Below are 15,587 nucleotides of genomic sequence, written 5' to 3'. Positions count from 1 at the left end.
AACAGCAGTTGATCAAACGCATCCCGACGCACCATCCACATCGGTTCGGCGGTCTCCAATTCCACCTGCACCGGGTCCTCATACTTCCAGGTATACCGAACCGTCTTCACCTTGCGAGAAATCACCGGGGAAAAGTCGAACTCAAACCAGGGGGCGATCGCCGGAGAAACCCCTCCAGCACAAGAAGCCTGGCGGGGTTGGGGGTGTTTGTCCAACACGAGAACCGATCGCCCCCGCTTCGCCAAATGATAAGCGGCGGCGCCTCCCGCTGGACCTGCACCAATGATCACACAGTCGAACAGTTCACTCATGAGTTCACAATAACCTCAGGACATTAAGCAGGTTCAGCAGTCGCCCCCCGAACCCCGGATCGATGCACCCCCAAATCGGACAACTCCCTAAACCGTAGTGATATCCTTCTCCTTCTCAGCGAGTAGTTTATCAATCTTGTCGGTGTACTTGTCCGTCAGGGTCTGAATCTGCTCCTGCAAATCCCGAGACTCATCCTCGGAGATGTCGCTGTTTTTCTCTTGTTTGCGGACCTCATCAATAGCATCCCGACGAGCATTGCGAACCGAGACTTTGCCATCTTCAGCGCACTTAGCCGCCAATTTGACAAACTCCTGGCGGCGTTCACTCGTCAATGGCGGAACATTGAGACGAATCACCTTACCGTCATTGTTGGGCATCATGCCGACATCCGACAGACTCAGAGCCTTCTCAATCGTGGCTAAACTACCCGGATCAAACGGTTGAATCAGAATCGTCGTCGAATCCGGGGTACTAATTCCCGCCAGACTCTTCAGGGGGGTGGGGCTATTGTAATAGTCCACCATCACGCGATCGAGAATCGCCGCATTAGCGCGTCCAGTGCGAATGGAATTAAACGCTCTTAGCGTCGCATCCACAGCACTCTGCATTCGTTCTTCAATTTCAGGTAACATCACAGGAACCTCCTACTATTGTTCCGACGGGTTCGCCGGCCACGGCGCGGCTGATGTTGCCACGCTGCGACAGGTTAAACACTATGATAGGGATATTGTTCTCCTTACATAAAGCGATCGCCGTACTATCCATCACCCGTAAGTCTTCAGTGAGGACATGGCTATAGGTCAAACTTTTGTAGAGATGAGCCTCCGCATCGCCGGTGGGATCGCGATCATACACCCCATCGACTTTCGTGGCCTTGAAGATCACTTCCGCGTCAATCTCAGCGGCCCGCAGTGCAGCGGTGGTATCTGTCGTAAAAAACGGGTTCCCAGAACCCGCACCGAACACCACCACTCGTCCTTTTTCCAAATGTCGCATCGCTCGGCGGCGAATATAGGGTTCCGCCACCTCCTGCATAGCGATCGCCGTCTGCACCCGCGTTGGCACTCCCATCTGTTCCAAAGCATCCTGGAGCGTCATCGCATTCATGACGGTGGCAATCATACCAATATAATCCGCCGTGGCCCGATCCATCCCCGCCGACGAAGCTTTCACACCGCGAAAGATATTACCACCACCGACGACGATCGCCACCTGGGTTCCCGACGCCACCACCTCAGCGATTTCCTGAGCCAGTTGTTGAACCACCGCTGGGTCAATCCCATAGCCGAGGTTGCCCATCAAGGCTTCACCACTGAGCTTGAGTAAAATCCGTTGGTATCCATTTATCTGTTCTGCCATAGGTTTAGCTCCATTCCCCTCCGTAAACCGCCTCCAACTATAACAGGCTTTGGCTCTGGCCCTAAAGGGGTCGCTCAATTGGACTCAAGAACTCCCCAAGAACTCCCCAAGAACTTACGTGGCCGCCGGCCGCCAGTTTAGCGGACAACCCTGAGCCTCAGTGCGGGGAATGGCGATCGCCTCATCCTTGAGCAACGCCTCAATCGCATCCTGCAAATAGTTCTGTTTGACCCCAGCGGCCGACTCAGCACAATCATCAATTTGCCCTCTATAGCACAAAACACCAGTTTTGTCAAGCAAAAAGACCTCAGGGGTAACCGTCACACCAAAACATTGAGCCACATCCTGAGTCACATCCCGCAGATAGGGAAAATTCAACTCCGCCTTTCGGGCCAAAGCTTTCATCGCCTCAAAGGTTTCCGAATCATTCGCATTAATCGCCACCACCATCAGCCGGCGATCGCGATACTCCCGTTGCAGTGCCTTCAGGCGATCGAGATACATCTGACAATGGGGGCAAGTATTGGAAAAAAACACCACCACCACCGCCCGACACTCATCCAAATACCGCGCTAAATGATGAACCGTTCCCTTCGTTCCGGGCAACTCAAAATCCGGGGCGTAAGCGCCAATTTCTGTACCATTCATAAATAGGGGTCATCCTCTCTTGAGAGTTATCCGGCTGGGGGATTGCCATCGCCAACGCGCCATCAGCAAGCGCCATCAGCATAGTATCCCACTATTTTATAGGTCAACTTGGCAGCCGTGAACTCAGACACCACCGAATTGGGAATTGGACAGAGTTCCACCACATCCGCCCCAATCAACTGATGTCGTTGACCCAGGCGACGCAAAAACCCCGTCAACTGATGCCAGTTTAACCCACCCGGCTGAGGCGTTCCCACCCCCGGCAGTAGACTCCCATCCAGGCCATCGAGATCCACCGTCAAAAACACCTTTTCCGTCGTAATCGCCCCCAAGGCGCGATCGCACCAATCGGGATCAGCCACCATCTCATGATCCCAAATCACCGGAATCCGGCGCCGTTGAATCAACTCCGCCTCCTGACGACAGACACTGCGAACCCCCACCGCCAGCGACGGTAGGCCCATCTCCAAAATCCGGTGCATCACACAGGCATGATTATACTTCGAGCCTTCATAAACATCCCGCAAATCCCCATGAGCGTCGATTTGCACCACCGTAAACGGCTCATCCCCATAGACGTGACGATATCCCGCCACCACTCCCGCCGTGATACTATGTTCCCCACCGATCGCCAAAACAAACTTCCCCGCCTCAACCAGCTCCGCCACCGTTGTTTGGATCTGTTGCAGCATCTCTTGAGCCGTCACCGCCCCCCGTCGAGTATCCGCAATGGGAGTATGAGTATGAATCCCCACCTCAAAACAGACCTCTCGTTGCAATTCCACATCATAATATTCCAACTGATCCGAGGCCGCGAGTAACGCCGACGGTCCCTGCTGACAGCCTTGGCGATAGGTGGTCGTCGCCTCATAGGGAACCGGCAAAATCACCACCCGAGCCGCCTCATAGCCCACATCAATCTCTTGGCCAATAAAAGGTAGCATGGAGGTTTTAAAATCTGTTTCCATCATCTGTGTCCATCGATAGACCAGGAATACGACAAGCCAAAGACGAGCAATAAACTATCAATAAGAGTATCCTAGAGCCGACGTGCGATCGCCCCCAAACCCGAACTCCTGCCAAATTTGTTGCCAATTTTCCCCAAACACCGTAGACTTCTGCGATACTGACCCTAACCCCAATCCGCGTCCCGCCTCCCAACCCTGCTACGGTGGTTAACCCCACCTCTTTCGATGTCACTGAAGCGAATTGACTTGGATTCTATACCCGTTGTGTCTGTTCCCATACAACCTGACCGCCCCGACAGTTCACCCATCCCGGAACCGACTCCTGTGTTTGCTCTCAAAGCCTTGGTCGCTCGGTTGCACCGTGAACAAAACAAAACACAGGATTTATTAAGTTCCCTAGGGTTCGCCCTGCGTAGCTTCAATAATCTCAACCAGTTCCTCGAACTCATCCCCCTCGTCGCCAGCCGTGTCACCGACGCTGAGGGGGCCTCGTTAGTCTTGTTTAAACCCGATGGACAAGTGCGACTGCAACGCCTCCATTGTCAAGAGGGCCAATCCTGCGTCAACCTTCGCAAAGCCATCGACGCGGTCATCCGAGATCAGCCCCAACCTCTCCCCATTTCCGGCGATCTCGATCGCCGCGTCGCCGACTATCTCGGACAAAACATCCAACTCCACGGAACGCCCATCTCGATTCGCAACGAAGAACGGGGACGGCTGTATGTCTTTAGCCATGACCCCAAGTATACCTGGAGTGACGCCCGCCGTAAGCTCGTGCAACTCGTCGCCGACCAAACCGCCGTGGCCATCGTCAACGATGAACTGGCCGCCGAATTGCGACAAAAACAACGACTCGACCGGGAATTAGAAATCGGGGCCGAGATTCAGTTACGTCTATTACCGAGTCAATGTCCCCAGATTGAGGGGATTCAACTGGCCGCTCGTTGTCAAACCGCAAACCGAGTCGGCGGCGATTACTATGACTTTATCCCCACCAGTCATAACTTAGTGCGATCGCGTAATCTCCCCGCCACCTCAACCCACTCTGACCCCGACCCCGCCTCATCCTCAGAACTCCCCATGGAAGCCGCCCAAGGTCGCTGGGGGATTACCATTGGTGATGTCATGGGGAAAGGGGTTCCCGCCGGCTTAATTATGACCCTAACCCGAGGGATGTTGCGATCGGAAGCCCTCAACCAACATTCCCCCGCCCGCATTCTCAAACATCTCAACCGGGCCATGTATGCTGACCTGGAAAATTCTCATCGTTTCGTAACATTATTTTATTCGGAATATAACCCCGAAACCCATCAACTGGCCTACAGCAACGCCGCCCATACCCCGCCCCTGCTTTGGAAAGCCCAACGTCAAGAAATGCTGCGCTTAGATACCTGGGGAATGCTCGTCGGACTCGATGCTGAAACTGAATACGAAGAAGATAGTGTCATCCTCGAAGCAGGCGATACAATCTTGTACTATACAGACGGGTTCACGGAAGCCTCCAACCCCAAAGGCGATCGCTTTGATGAAGACAACCTCATCGCCGCCTTTGAAAGCACCTGTCGCCGTCAAGCTGATCCCAACGACATTCTCAACTCCCTGTTTGATGCTGTTTGGGACTTCATCGGCCCCCACAAGTCCAACGACGATGATATGACCCTCGTGGTTCTACAAAAACGTTAACCATTCCCTTAGCACTTCCCCCTGTTCCCTGTTCCCTATTCCCTATTCCCTTCTCATGAACCAGCCTAAAACTTGGAGTCAACGTTTTGAATCTGCCCTCGACCCCATTGTCGCCGAATTTAATGCAAGTATTGGCTTTGATATTGAACTTATTGAATATGATTTGACCGGCTCCGTTGCCCATGCTAAAATGTTAGCAAAAGTCGGTGTTATCTCCTCAGAAGAAGCCGAACAACTCGTCTCAGGATTAGAGCAGATTCGTCAAGAATATCGCCAAGGCAAATTCAACCCTGGCATCGATGCCGAGGATGTTCACTTTGCCGTAGAACGGCGGCTAACGGAATTGGTGGGAGATGCCGGGAAGAAGCTACACACAGCGCGATCGCGCAACGACCAAGTCGGCACCGACACTCGCCTCTATCTACGCGATAAAATCCAAGACATTCGCCAAAAAGTACGCCGTTTTCAACAAGCATTACTAACCCTAGCCGAACAAAACATTGAAACACCAATTCCCGGCTACACCCACCTACAACGGGCGCAACCCCTGAGTTTAGCCCATCATCTACTAGCTTATTTCGAGATGTTGCAACGGGATTGGCAGCGACTCGGAGAAGTCTATGAACGGGTGAATATCTGCCCCCTAGGCAGTGGTGCGTTAGCCGGAACCACCTTTCCCATTGACCGCCATTATACCGCAGAACTCTTAGGCTTTAATCGTCCCTACGCCAACAGTCTTGATGGAGTGAGCGATCGCGACTTTGCGATCGAATTTGTCAACGCCGCCAGCCTAATTATGGTGCATCTGAGTCGTCTCTCAGAAGAGGTGATTCTCTGGGCATCCCAGGAGTTTAACTTTGTGCAACTCAAGGACAATTGCTCAACCGGTTCGAGTATCATGCCCCAGAAAAAGAACCCCGACATTCCCGAATTAGTGCGCGGAAAAACCGGTCGCGTCTTTGGGCATCTACAGGGACTGCTCGTTCTCATGAAAGCCCTACCCCTGGCTTACAACAAAGACTTACAAGAAGACAAAGAAGCCCCTTTTGATACCGTCAAAACCGTCCAGGGCTGCCTCGATTCCATGACCGTTTTATTTGAATCCGGCTTAGAATTTCGCAAAGAACGGTTAGAAACCGCCGTCGCCGAAGATTTTTCCAACGCCACCGATGTCGCCGATTATTTGGCCGCCAAAGGGGTTCCCTTCCGAGAAGCCTATAACTTAGTGGGCAAAGTGGTGCGCACCTCCCTCGCTGCTGGGAAACTCCTCAAGGATTTAACTTTAGACGAGTGGCAACAGTTACATCCTAAGTTTGAAGCGGACATTTACGATGCGATCGCCCCCAAACAAGTCATTTCCGCCCGTAACAGTTTTGGCGGAACCGGCTTCAACCAAGTTCGCCAAGCCCTAACCACCGCCAAAACCCTCCTCAACAGTTAATCCAGTTCCCTGTTCCGGTGTTCCCTGTTCCCTGTTCCCTGTTCCCTCTTGCCTTCTCCCCGGCGATCGCCCCCGGCTATGGCACAATCAACTACGATAGCTAGTGCCATGGCTTGGTGTTCTTGACGTTCTCCCCCACCTGAAGGCAGGGGGATTCATCGTTCTACGAGTCTCCGTTAGCTGACAGGATTTCTCCAACCAACCAAGAGGGAGTCTCTCCCGATGCGTGAATTCGGGTGCGCCCCACCCTACTCAGTCCCAGTTTAAGGATGTTTATCGCTGCGTTCGTGTCGCGGTCGGCAACCAAGCCACAATGAGGGCAAACATGAGTTCGAGTCGATAGCGTTTTCTGCACTTTTTCCCCACAACTCGAACAGTTTTGACTGGTATTGTGAGGAGGTACGGCAATGGCTATCTTCCCGTATTTGTCGGCAAAGTATTCGAGCCAACGACGAAACAACGTCCATCCCGCATCGCTAATCGATTTGGCTAGATGGCGATTCTTGACTAGCCCTGCAACATTTAAGTCTATGCACTTCGTGCAGGCTTCGCCAACGTAGGCGACCAAATCGTTAGATTGGATTAAACGGAGTGCCACTCTTTTGGCAAACTCTTCTCGCTGCCGACTTACTCTTAAATGTTTGCGAGCATATCGCTGTCTAGCTTTTCGATAGTTTTGCGACTGGGGTTGTCTTTTACGGAATTTCTTAGACTTTTGACGGTTGAGTCGGTTGAGTTGCCTTTCCGATTTTCGGTCGCCGTTCCGCAGGACGCAGGTTCCTGCGGCTGCGGCGACTTCATAGAATTGAGGAATTGGCTCGATATTTCCTTGGCTGTCTGCCAAAAAATACTTCAAACCCACATCAATACCTACCGCTTTTTGAGAAGGGGTTAAAGGTTTGGAGACCGTCAGTCTTGGATCGAGTTTGACACAAAACTGGACGTAGTATCCATCAGCTCTCCTGAGTATCCTGACTCGCTTAATCTGCTCGGGGTGGTAATAATTTAAATCTCTCGAACCAATTAAACGCAAATGTCCGATACCCTTCTTATCGGTGAAGACAATGTGCTTTCTGTCTTCTGAAAGTTTCCAACCCGAAACTTTATACTCGAGCGAACGGGTATTCCTTTTGAATTTAGGATAACCTTTTTTCCCTTTGACTTGGCTTTTACAGTTTTCGTAAAAACGAGTAATGGCTCTCAAGGTTCGCTCGACCGCCGTTTGGCAAGCATGAGAGTTGAGTTCTTCGACAAACTTAAACTCTTTTCTCAGCCGTGTGTTGTACCGAAATAGCTCAGTCTTACCCACACCTCGATTGTCCATCCAGTAACGCAAGACTTTATTGCGGACGAACTGAGTTGTCCGAATGGCTTCGTCGATGGCTTCGACTTGATAAGGTTTGGGTTTGACCTTGTATTCGAGAACAAACATTGTTTGACACTTGCTTGATATCATCGTAGCACTCCTAATGCCGCCCTGGAAGGGCGGGGCTTGAAACCCCTTATTTTTGGTCACGCTAGTGTTATGAGATCGTCTCCTGCCGCCTCCTCATCTCTAACCGGAGAAATTCTGGTTGTGGATGATACCCCTGCCAACTTAACGCTGTTGCGACAAATGCTGTCGGCCCGAGGCTATAGCGTGCAGGTGTGCCGAACGGGAGAACTGGCCATCAAATCGGCCACCCTCATGCAGCCAGATTTAATTCTGCTGGATATCAAAATGCCCGAACTCGACGGATATTCCGTCTGTCGTTGGCTCAAAACCCATCCCGAAACCGCTGAAATTCCCGTTATCTTCATCAGCGTCTTAGAAACCACCGAGGAAAAAGTCGCCGCCTTTCAAGTCGGTGGGGCCGATTATGTCACCAAACCCTTCCAAGCCGAGGAAGTCATCGCCCGAGTTGAACATCAACTCCTCGTACGACGGCAAAAAGCCCAGTTAGAACTCGAAATCCACGAACGGCAATCTACAGAAGCCCGTTTAAAAAAATCGCGATCGCTCCTGGCCTCAGTCCTCAACAGCACCCTAGACAGTGTCTCGGCCTTACAAGCCATCCGCAATGACGAAGGTCTGATCCTGGATTTTGAATGGTTACTGGCCAATGCCGTGGCCGCCAACGCGGCCCATACCAACTCCGATGCTATTATCGGCCAGCGATTGCTGGATCTGATGCCCGAGTATGGCATTATCGGCCTGTTTGATGACCTAGTGCGAGTCGTCGAAACCGGCAAGATCCTCAACCGGGAAATCTGTTACGAATCTGACACCCTTTGCGGTTGGTTTCAGGCCATCGCCATCAAACTCGACGATGGTGTCACCCTCACCTTCCGAGATATCACCGCCCGTAAACAAATGGAACTGGCCCTCAAGGCCTCTAACGTGGAATTGCAACAACAGGCCAACCTCGACGGACTCACCCAAGTGGCCAACCGTCGCCGCTTCGACGACTATCTCAGTGAAACCTGGGCCTATTGCCTCAAACATAAACGTCCTCTCTCCCTCATTCTCGGCGATGTCGATCGCTTTAAAAACTTTAACGACACCTACGGCCACCAAACCGGCGATGTCTGTTTACAAAAGGTCGCCCAAACCCTACGGGGATTGGTGCAATATCCCGATGATCTCGTGGCCCGTTATGGGGGTGAAGAATTTGCCATCATTCTGCCGCAAACTGAAGCGGCTGGCGCGATTCGCGTGGCCCGTCGTCTGCTAGATGCGATTCGGCAGATCATCCTCTATCCCGAGGGAGGTGCTGAACCCACCTCCGTCACCATTAGTTTAGGGGTATCGAGTCTAACCCCCATCTCCAGCATCAACCCCGCTGCTTTAATCGAGGCCGCTGATCGCGCCCTTTACCGGGCCAAATCCGAAGGCCGCGATCGCGCCTGCTGGCAACTCGTCCGCGCCCTAGACTAATCCTCTCATCGAACCGGCGATCGGAATCGGTGCGTTCGGGCAAGTTTTAAAGGTCTAGTCGGCCCCTAAAATTAGCTGATGCCCGAACGCACCCTACCCCTCTTGCCTCTTGCCTCTTGCCTCTTGCCTCTTGCCTCTCTTCCCCTGTTCCCTGTTCCCTGTTCCCTGTTCCCTTCTTTTGCCTCTTGCCTCTTGCCTCTCTTCCCCTGTTCCCTTCTCAACGCAAACTCCGAGGATCTAAGGCATCCCGTAACCCGTCCCCAATCAAGTTAAACGATAATACCGTTAAGACCACTAACAAAGCCGGTGGCCAAATTAGCCAAGGTTGAAATACCAAAATTGAGGCGTTTGTGGCATTGGACAGGAGATTTCCCCAAGAGGGATCGGGTTGTTGAATCCCTAAGCCAATCAGACTCAACACCGACTCGGCCACAATAAACCCAGGAATCGATAAGGTGGCTGAAATAATCAGGTAAGTGGCCGTTTGCGGTAGGACATGACGAATAATAATGTAGAGGGGTTTGGCTCCCATCGCCCGGGCCGCTTGGACAAACTCCTGTTCCTTAATCGACAAGACCTGCCCTCGAATCACCCGCGCCAATCCAGCCCAGCTAATAAACGATATGATAGTCACGATGAGCAAAAAACGCTGGGCGCTCGTTAAGCCAGCGGGTAACACGGCGGCTAAAGCAATCAGCAGGTATAAACCCGGAATGGTCATCAAGACTTCCGTCAGTCGCATGATGATCGTGTCCACAGCGCCCCCTACATAGCCCGATATGCCGCCAACGAGCATCCCAATAGGGAAGGAGATACAAATGCCGACTAAGCCAATAAATAAGCTCACCTGGCCGCCAAAGATGAGGCGACTAAATTGATCGCGTCCTTGTTCGTCGGTCCCGAGGAGATTTAACTGGCCTGGGCCGATGGTGCCAAACAAATGAAGGTTCCCCGGAATCAGACCCAGTAAGCGATAGGATGACCCAGACACAAATAAACGGACTGGGGAGGGTTCGGAGCGATCGACCATCAGTTCCCGTTCTCCCGTCTCAAGATCCGTTGCCCCTTGCTGCACGGGATAGACATAGGGGCCAACAAATTCTCCGGCTTCATTGCGCCAGTGGATGGTTGTTGGAGGAAGTAAGGACCCCTCCCGTTGAATGTCATTAATCGGGTCATAAGGGGCAAAAAAACCGGCGCCGATCGCCAGCACATAAAAGACAATCAACAGGGTTGCACCCAAGCGAGAAAGCGGATTCTGTTTGAAGTTTTGCCACCAATTCATAGGTCTACTCAAGTCTGAAGTTTTTTTAACGGACGGAGATTACGATTCCTTAACAATGATAAGCTCACAGCAGATCAGTGTGCATAATTCTCTCTAGCGGTAGTTCACGCTCCTTGCGTTTTGTCATCGTTCATCGCCAGTTCCTCTGTCAACCTGTTCATCCGTGAATCAAACTCAGCCACCCACCAGCGCAATGTCACAGCTTGATGCTCTTAGTGCCATTCTCCACTGTATCCAAAAGCAGTTTAGCGGACGATTAAATATCCATTCCCTCTCTCCCCCCAATGAAGCCTGGAGCCTTTATTATTACATGGGCCGCATCACTTGGGCCTCGGGAGGGGTTCATCCTCTGCGACGTTGGCGACGGGCGATCGCCCGCACTTGTCCTAAGCTAGATTTAGGGTCTCTTGAGTTTCCCAGCGAGACCACGGATTCCTGTTGGGAATACGATACGCTCTGCCAGTTTCAGGATCAGCAGCAGCTCGATCGCAAGCAATTTCAGAAAATTATTGTTGACTGCATCGTCGAGGTTTTATTTGATGTTCTACAAGGGTCCCAAGCGGCCGTGTTAGTCGGAGAACTCCATGAAGAAACCAGTATTACAAAACCCCGTGTCGTCCTCAAAGGAGATGCCCTCCTGAACTATGCTGAGCGACAATGGCAACAATGGTGTGAAGCCGATTTTGCTGGCTATTCTCCGAATTTAGCGCCGGTGATTGCTAATAATTCTCTCCTGAAATCCTCATTATCGGAGAAGGTGTATCGACGGCTGGCGGTTCTCGTTAACTCCCGGAATACCTTGCGAGATTTGTCAGTCATTGTCAAAAAAGACCTGGTTCAACTCACCCAGTCTTTAATGCCTCGGATTGAAAAAGGGTCGCTACAACTGGTACGGGTTCCTGATTTAAACGAAAAGTTTACCCCCAGTCGGAGTTCCGGGAGTTCTATTGCGACGGATTTAGTCAAGGATGATCAGCAACCGCAAAAAACGAACCATAAAGCGGATTCCCCGCTCATTGCCTGTATTGACGATAGCCTGCAAAGCTGCGAATTTCTAGAAGAACTCCTGCAAGAGGCGGGCTATCGTAGTTTTTTTATTATCGATCCCTTACAAGCCATTCCCGAATTGATTGCCCGCAAACCAGCGTTGATTTTTTTGGATTTGATTATGCCAGTGGTCAATGGCTATGAAGTTTGCGCCCAAATTCACCGCGTTGAACAGTTGAAAGATACTCCTGTGGTGTTTCTGACGAGTCAAGATGGACTGGTCGATCGCGTGCGGGCCAAATTGGTCAAAGCCTCGGGATTTCTCTCGAAACCCGTCGATCCCGACACCCTCATCGAGACCATCCAACGGTTGGTCATGGCCTCAGAAAAATCCTCCAATCCGCCCAATCCCTCTAACTCAGGCGGGACGGGCCGCAGCTAACGCGGTGAGTAAACACAACAGTAAGGCTTCGGTCCATTCAACCACCGCGCCATAAGTGTCTCCCGTATGGCCGCCTAACTTATGATTGAACCAGGCCGGGGTGAGGATGGCGATCGCACTCCCCCCTAAAGCCATCCCAACTCCCACCAGCCAGCGATCGCCCCCAAGCCACACTTGCAGCAGACTCAACCCCAGCAGGGCAATCGCCCCCGGAATCAGGGCAACAGCGGACTGAATCGAGGCTTTATGGATGGCCCCCTTACCACTGGCTTTGAGATAGGGATAGCGGACAATGGCCACCACCTGTCCCCAACGGCCCCAACCGGCCGCGGCCATTAAGGCAAAAGCGCGATCGTCCACTAACTCCGAGAGGGCAACAGTTTTCAGCAACAGCAGCATCACCGCCGCCATCGTCCCAAATGCCCCGACTAAACTATCTTGCATCGCCGCTAGCCGTTTATTAGCGTCGGGAATAGCCAAACCATCGGCGGTATCAATAGCCCCATCGAGATGTAAGCCGCCCGTGATGGCGATGGATAAGCCCACAATTAAGGCACTCCGTGTTAATACGGGCATCGCCATCAGGCCTAAGCCCCAATCGACCAAGCCAAGCAGTCCCCCGAGGAAAATTCCCACCAACGGCGCGAGTTTCGCGATCCCCTCAAACTCTAATTTCCAGCCCAGGGGAATCGGCAAACAGGTGTAGAAGGCAATAGCAGCGGCGATCGCATTGCGTTGATGGTGCCAAAACCTTAACTCTAACCATGAAGCCAGCCCTGAAAATCGTCGCTTTGCCATAGTTCATCAAAAGTTCAGTTATTTAACGGATTTGCGAACCCGAATATCTATGCCAAGATTGTATGGAGACCTTGTTGTGAGTTGAGATACCACTCGAGTCGTCCCTCTAGTTATCCATACAAGTTGCAAATCACAAGTTGCAAATCCCAGTTGCAAATCCCAGTTGCAAATCCAGTCATGGATCGAGATCTCTGAGCGGACTCGACCCATCATCGACAGAAACGCCATTGCGCGTTGATAGCCTTGATATCCCTACCCTGATATCTTCACCTTGATATCCTCAAACACCTGAACCGGGTCATCATACCGCGCTGATTGAGGTATTTTTCTGTCGATACCGCGTTTATCTATCTCCCAAACGGTCACTCTACTCCACCCCCCTTAGTTCCATGCTTGAGCGTTCATCCGATCATCATATCCCTGCCCCGTGCATCATCGAAACAGGTATCCTCGTTAACAAACGCGATATGTTGCGTTTACTTGGAGACCTGACGCAGGTGCGCTATGTTGACCTCCTCGATGGTGAACCCCAAGCCCAGGGGGAAGCCTATCTCGTTGAGGTGTTTTCAGATTCCCATCAATCGACGATCCTGGCAAATCATTCCCTGTATCTCAATGTCGCTAGTTTTGACTATTTAGAATTAAAACCTATTGGTCAGTCACGGACCCAATTTGAGTTAGTGCAAGATAACCGTCGCTTACGGTTAATTCCCCTAAACTCTCCCCTAGCCGGCCGTTCGAGTGACCCGATTACTGATGAATCCCTCGAATCGATGTTGGTTCAGGTGATCTCGGCTAAACTCGATGCACAAATCGATGATCTCGATGATTGGAGTGGGAGTTAATTGATTCTCTATCCGGTTCGGCATCAAGCATCACGCTCCAAAATGAGAGTGACGGGGCCATCGTTCTCAATCGAGACACTCATCATCGCCCCAAATTCGCCGGTTTCAACGGTGAGTTGGCTTTGACGGAGTTTATCGACAAATTGATGGTAGAGGGCTTCAGCGGCGGCGGGTGGGGCGGAACGATCAAAGGAGGGACGGCGACCTTTGCGACAATCGCCATAGAGGGTGAATTGACTGATCACCAGAATTTCCCCTCCGATGTCTTCGACGGAGTTCTCCCAACGGCCCGAGTCGTTATCAGCGGGAGGAAACAAACGCAAATTGAGACATTTACGGGCCATCCAGTCGAGTTCCGCTTCTGTGTCTGTTTGGGCAATTCCTACCAGGAGATTTAGGCCTCGGCCGATTTTCCCCACTCGGCGATCGCCCACTCGCACCTCAGATGACGTGACCCGCTGAATAATGACCCGCATTGCCTATGTTTTGCTCCTAAGACTTAATTTGACCTAAATAGCACAGAAGACCCTTTCCTGGGTCTTCTGTGCCGGTTTCCGTGAGAATTTATCCCTTAAACCCCCTAGAGTTTAAATCCCTTCGGACCCTGGGTTCCGGGAGTGACGACACAGTTTTGTAACTGCTTCAACAGGGTGTCTGAATCGAGATCTTGTCCGATAAACACCAGTTGCGTTGTCTTCTCATGCTTCCATTCGTCATCTTCGATGCTAAAGCGTTTACCGCTGAGGTGGAAGATATGGCGATCGGGGCTTTCTTCAAACCATAAAATCCCTTTCGCGCGGAAGATATTAGCCGGAAGCTGATTATCGAGGAAATACTGGAATTTGCGGATACTGAAGGGGCGATCGCTCTGAAATGAGACCGAGAGAAAACCATCATTTTCTAGGTGATGGGAGTGATCATGATGAGCGTGATCATGGTCATGATGGTCATGATGGGCGTGATCATGGTCATGATGGTCATGATGGGCGTGATCATGATGGTCATGGTCATGATCCGATGATTCCGTCTCAAAGTAGCGATCGGATTCAAACAGCCCCACACTCAAGAGTAACGGTAAGGGGACCTCGCCATGATTGGTGCGCAAAATGCGAGCATCTTTTTTGATATCGCGAATCCGCACTTCCAACGCATCAACATCGGCTTCATCCACCAAGTCAATTTTGTTGAGAATAATCGTATCACCATAGGCAATTTGCCCATAAGCGGCTTCACTATTAAACAAATCGAGACTGAAGTTTTCACAGTCAACTAAGGTGATAATCGAATCGAGGCGAGTGAGATCCCGAAGTTCAGTTCCCAAAAAAGTCAAGGCGACGGGTAGCGGGTCAGCGAGTCCCGTGGTTTCGACCACCAAGTAATCGACTTTTTCCTCCCGTTCCAAGACCTTATACACAGCATTGAGGAGGTCATCGTTAATCGTGCAACAGATGCAGCCATTGGTGAGTTCGACCATATCATCATCCCCAGAAATGATGAGTTCATTGTCGATACCAATTTCACCAAATTCGTTGACTAAAACTGCCGTTTTGAGTCCTTCTTGATTGCTGAGAATATGGTTGAGGAGGGTCGTTTTGCCACTTCCGAGAAAGCCGGTAATAATCGTAACCGGAAGTCCAAGTTTCGGGGCTTCCATGATAGTGGTGGATTGATCGGTAGTTTGCATAAGTAGGACGAGTTAGCTGTTTGTGATGGACAGTGATAAGGAGAATTTATGGTGGATTACACCCGTTGCTGTAGGGGCGAAAAATGTTCCCCTCCTGGGAGGGGCTAGGGGTGGGTTCCCCTCCCAGGAGGGGCTAGGGGTGGGTTCCCCTCCTGGGAGGGGCTAGGGGTGGGTTCCCCTCCTGGGAGGGGCTAGGGGTGGGTTCCCCTCCTGGGAGG

At 51.6% G+C, this 15,587-nt stretch carries 15 protein-coding genes; 5 read left to right on the top strand and 10 right to left on the bottom strand.

Annotated features, from left to right (window positions below; all coding sequences use genetic code 11):
- The 5 genes from R6U67_RS06355 to speB all read right to left on the bottom strand — a co-directional run.
- Nucleotides 1-302: FAD-dependent oxidoreductase (locus tag R6U67_RS06355; RefSeq protein ID WP_410251763.1), on the bottom strand; the 302-nt coding region annotated here is incomplete at its 3' end.
- Between the two features lie 96 nt (nucleotides 303-398).
- Nucleotides 399-944 carry a ribosome recycling factor gene (gene frr, locus R6U67_RS06350; RefSeq protein WP_410251762.1) on the bottom strand — a complete coding sequence of 182 codons (546 nt, stop codon included), beginning with the start codon at nucleotides 942-944 and terminating at the stop codon, nucleotides 399-401.
- Nucleotides 934-1,671, bottom strand: coding sequence for a UMP kinase (gene pyrH / locus R6U67_RS06345; RefSeq protein ID WP_410251760.1), 738 nt, complete (start codon nucleotides 1,669-1,671; stop codon nucleotides 934-936). Before pyrH ends, frr begins: the two co-directional genes overlap by 11 nt.
- A gap of 114 nt (nucleotides 1,672-1,785) precedes the next feature.
- Complete coding sequence (locus tag R6U67_RS06340) at nucleotides 1,786-2,319, bottom strand: thioredoxin family protein (protein WP_410251759.1); 534 nt, start codon at nucleotides 2,317-2,319, stop codon at nucleotides 1,786-1,788.
- Between the two features lie 62 nt (nucleotides 2,320-2,381).
- On the bottom strand, nucleotides 2,382-3,263 hold the full coding sequence (gene speB / locus R6U67_RS06335) for an agmatinase (RefSeq protein ID WP_410251758.1): 882 nt from the start codon (nucleotides 3,261-3,263) through the stop codon (nucleotides 2,382-2,384).
- A 270-nt stretch (nucleotides 3,264-3,533) separates the two neighbouring features.
- Between speB and R6U67_RS06330 the strand changes: the two genes are divergently transcribed.
- Nucleotides 3,534-4,970 (top strand): PP2C family protein-serine/threonine phosphatase, encoded by a 1,437-nt coding sequence (locus R6U67_RS06330; RefSeq protein WP_410251761.1) that lies wholly within the window; start codon nucleotides 3,534-3,536, stop codon nucleotides 4,968-4,970.
- 55 nt (nucleotides 4,971-5,025) lie between these two features.
- The gene (argH, locus tag R6U67_RS06325; protein ID WP_410251757.1) at nucleotides 5,026-6,411 is read left to right on the top strand and encodes an argininosuccinate lyase; all 1,386 of its coding nucleotides are present in this window, start codon (nucleotides 5,026-5,028) and stop codon (nucleotides 6,409-6,411) included.
- A gap of 163 nt (nucleotides 6,412-6,574) precedes the next feature.
- Here argH and R6U67_RS06320 read toward each other — a convergent pair whose 3' ends face one another.
- Nucleotides 6,575-7,843, bottom strand: coding sequence for an RNA-guided endonuclease InsQ/TnpB family protein (locus R6U67_RS06320; protein ID WP_410251756.1), 1,269 nt, complete (start codon nucleotides 7,841-7,843; stop codon nucleotides 6,575-6,577).
- 93 nt (nucleotides 7,844-7,936) lie between these two features.
- Between R6U67_RS06320 and R6U67_RS06315 the strand changes: the two genes are divergently transcribed.
- Nucleotides 7,937-9,328, top strand: coding sequence for a diguanylate cyclase (locus tag R6U67_RS06315; RefSeq protein WP_410251755.1), 1,392 nt, complete (start codon nucleotides 7,937-7,939; stop codon nucleotides 9,326-9,328).
- Between the two features lie 217 nt (nucleotides 9,329-9,545).
- Here R6U67_RS06315 and R6U67_RS06310 read toward each other — a convergent pair whose 3' ends face one another.
- A complete protein-coding gene (locus R6U67_RS06310) occupies nucleotides 9,546-10,613 on the bottom strand; it encodes an ABC transporter permease (protein ID WP_410251754.1) in 1,068 nt (355 codons plus the stop codon).
- Nucleotides 10,614-10,806: 193 nt separating this feature from the next.
- Between R6U67_RS06310 and R6U67_RS06305 the strand changes: the two genes are divergently transcribed.
- A complete protein-coding gene (locus tag R6U67_RS06305; RefSeq protein ID WP_410251753.1) occupies nucleotides 10,807-12,042 on the top strand; it encodes a response regulator in 1,236 nt (411 codons plus the stop codon).
- Here R6U67_RS06305 and cobS read toward each other — a convergent pair.
- Complete coding sequence (gene cobS / locus R6U67_RS06300) at nucleotides 12,019-12,840, bottom strand: adenosylcobinamide-GDP ribazoletransferase (protein ID WP_410251752.1); 822 nt, start codon at nucleotides 12,838-12,840, stop codon at nucleotides 12,019-12,021. The two genes, R6U67_RS06305 and cobS, sit on opposite strands and share 24 nt — an antisense overlap.
- 467 nt (nucleotides 12,841-13,307) lie before the next feature.
- On the opposite strand from cobS, the gene R6U67_RS06295 reads away from it, so the two are divergent.
- A complete protein-coding gene (locus R6U67_RS06295; RefSeq protein ID WP_223304192.1) occupies nucleotides 13,308-13,685 on the top strand; it encodes a hypothetical protein in 378 nt (125 codons plus the stop codon).
- A gap of 23 nt (nucleotides 13,686-13,708) precedes the next feature.
- On the opposite strand, the gene dtd is transcribed toward R6U67_RS06295, so the two are convergent.
- On the bottom strand, nucleotides 13,709-14,161 hold the full coding sequence (gene dtd, locus R6U67_RS06290) for a D-aminoacyl-tRNA deacylase (RefSeq protein ID WP_410251751.1): 453 nt from the start codon (nucleotides 14,159-14,161) through the stop codon (nucleotides 13,709-13,711).
- A gap of 104 nt (nucleotides 14,162-14,265) precedes the next feature.
- A complete protein-coding gene (locus tag R6U67_RS06285; protein ID WP_410251750.1) occupies nucleotides 14,266-15,369 on the bottom strand; it encodes a CobW family GTP-binding protein in 1,104 nt (367 codons plus the stop codon).
- Between the last annotated feature and the right edge of the window lie 218 nt (nucleotides 15,370-15,587).

Origin of the sequence: Sodalinema sp. (assembly GCF_046483825.1) — a bacterium.
GTDB lineage: Bacteria > Cyanobacteriota > Cyanobacteriia > Cyanobacteriales > Geitlerinemataceae > Sodalinema.
This window is presented reverse-complemented; position numbering and strand designations above follow the sequence as displayed.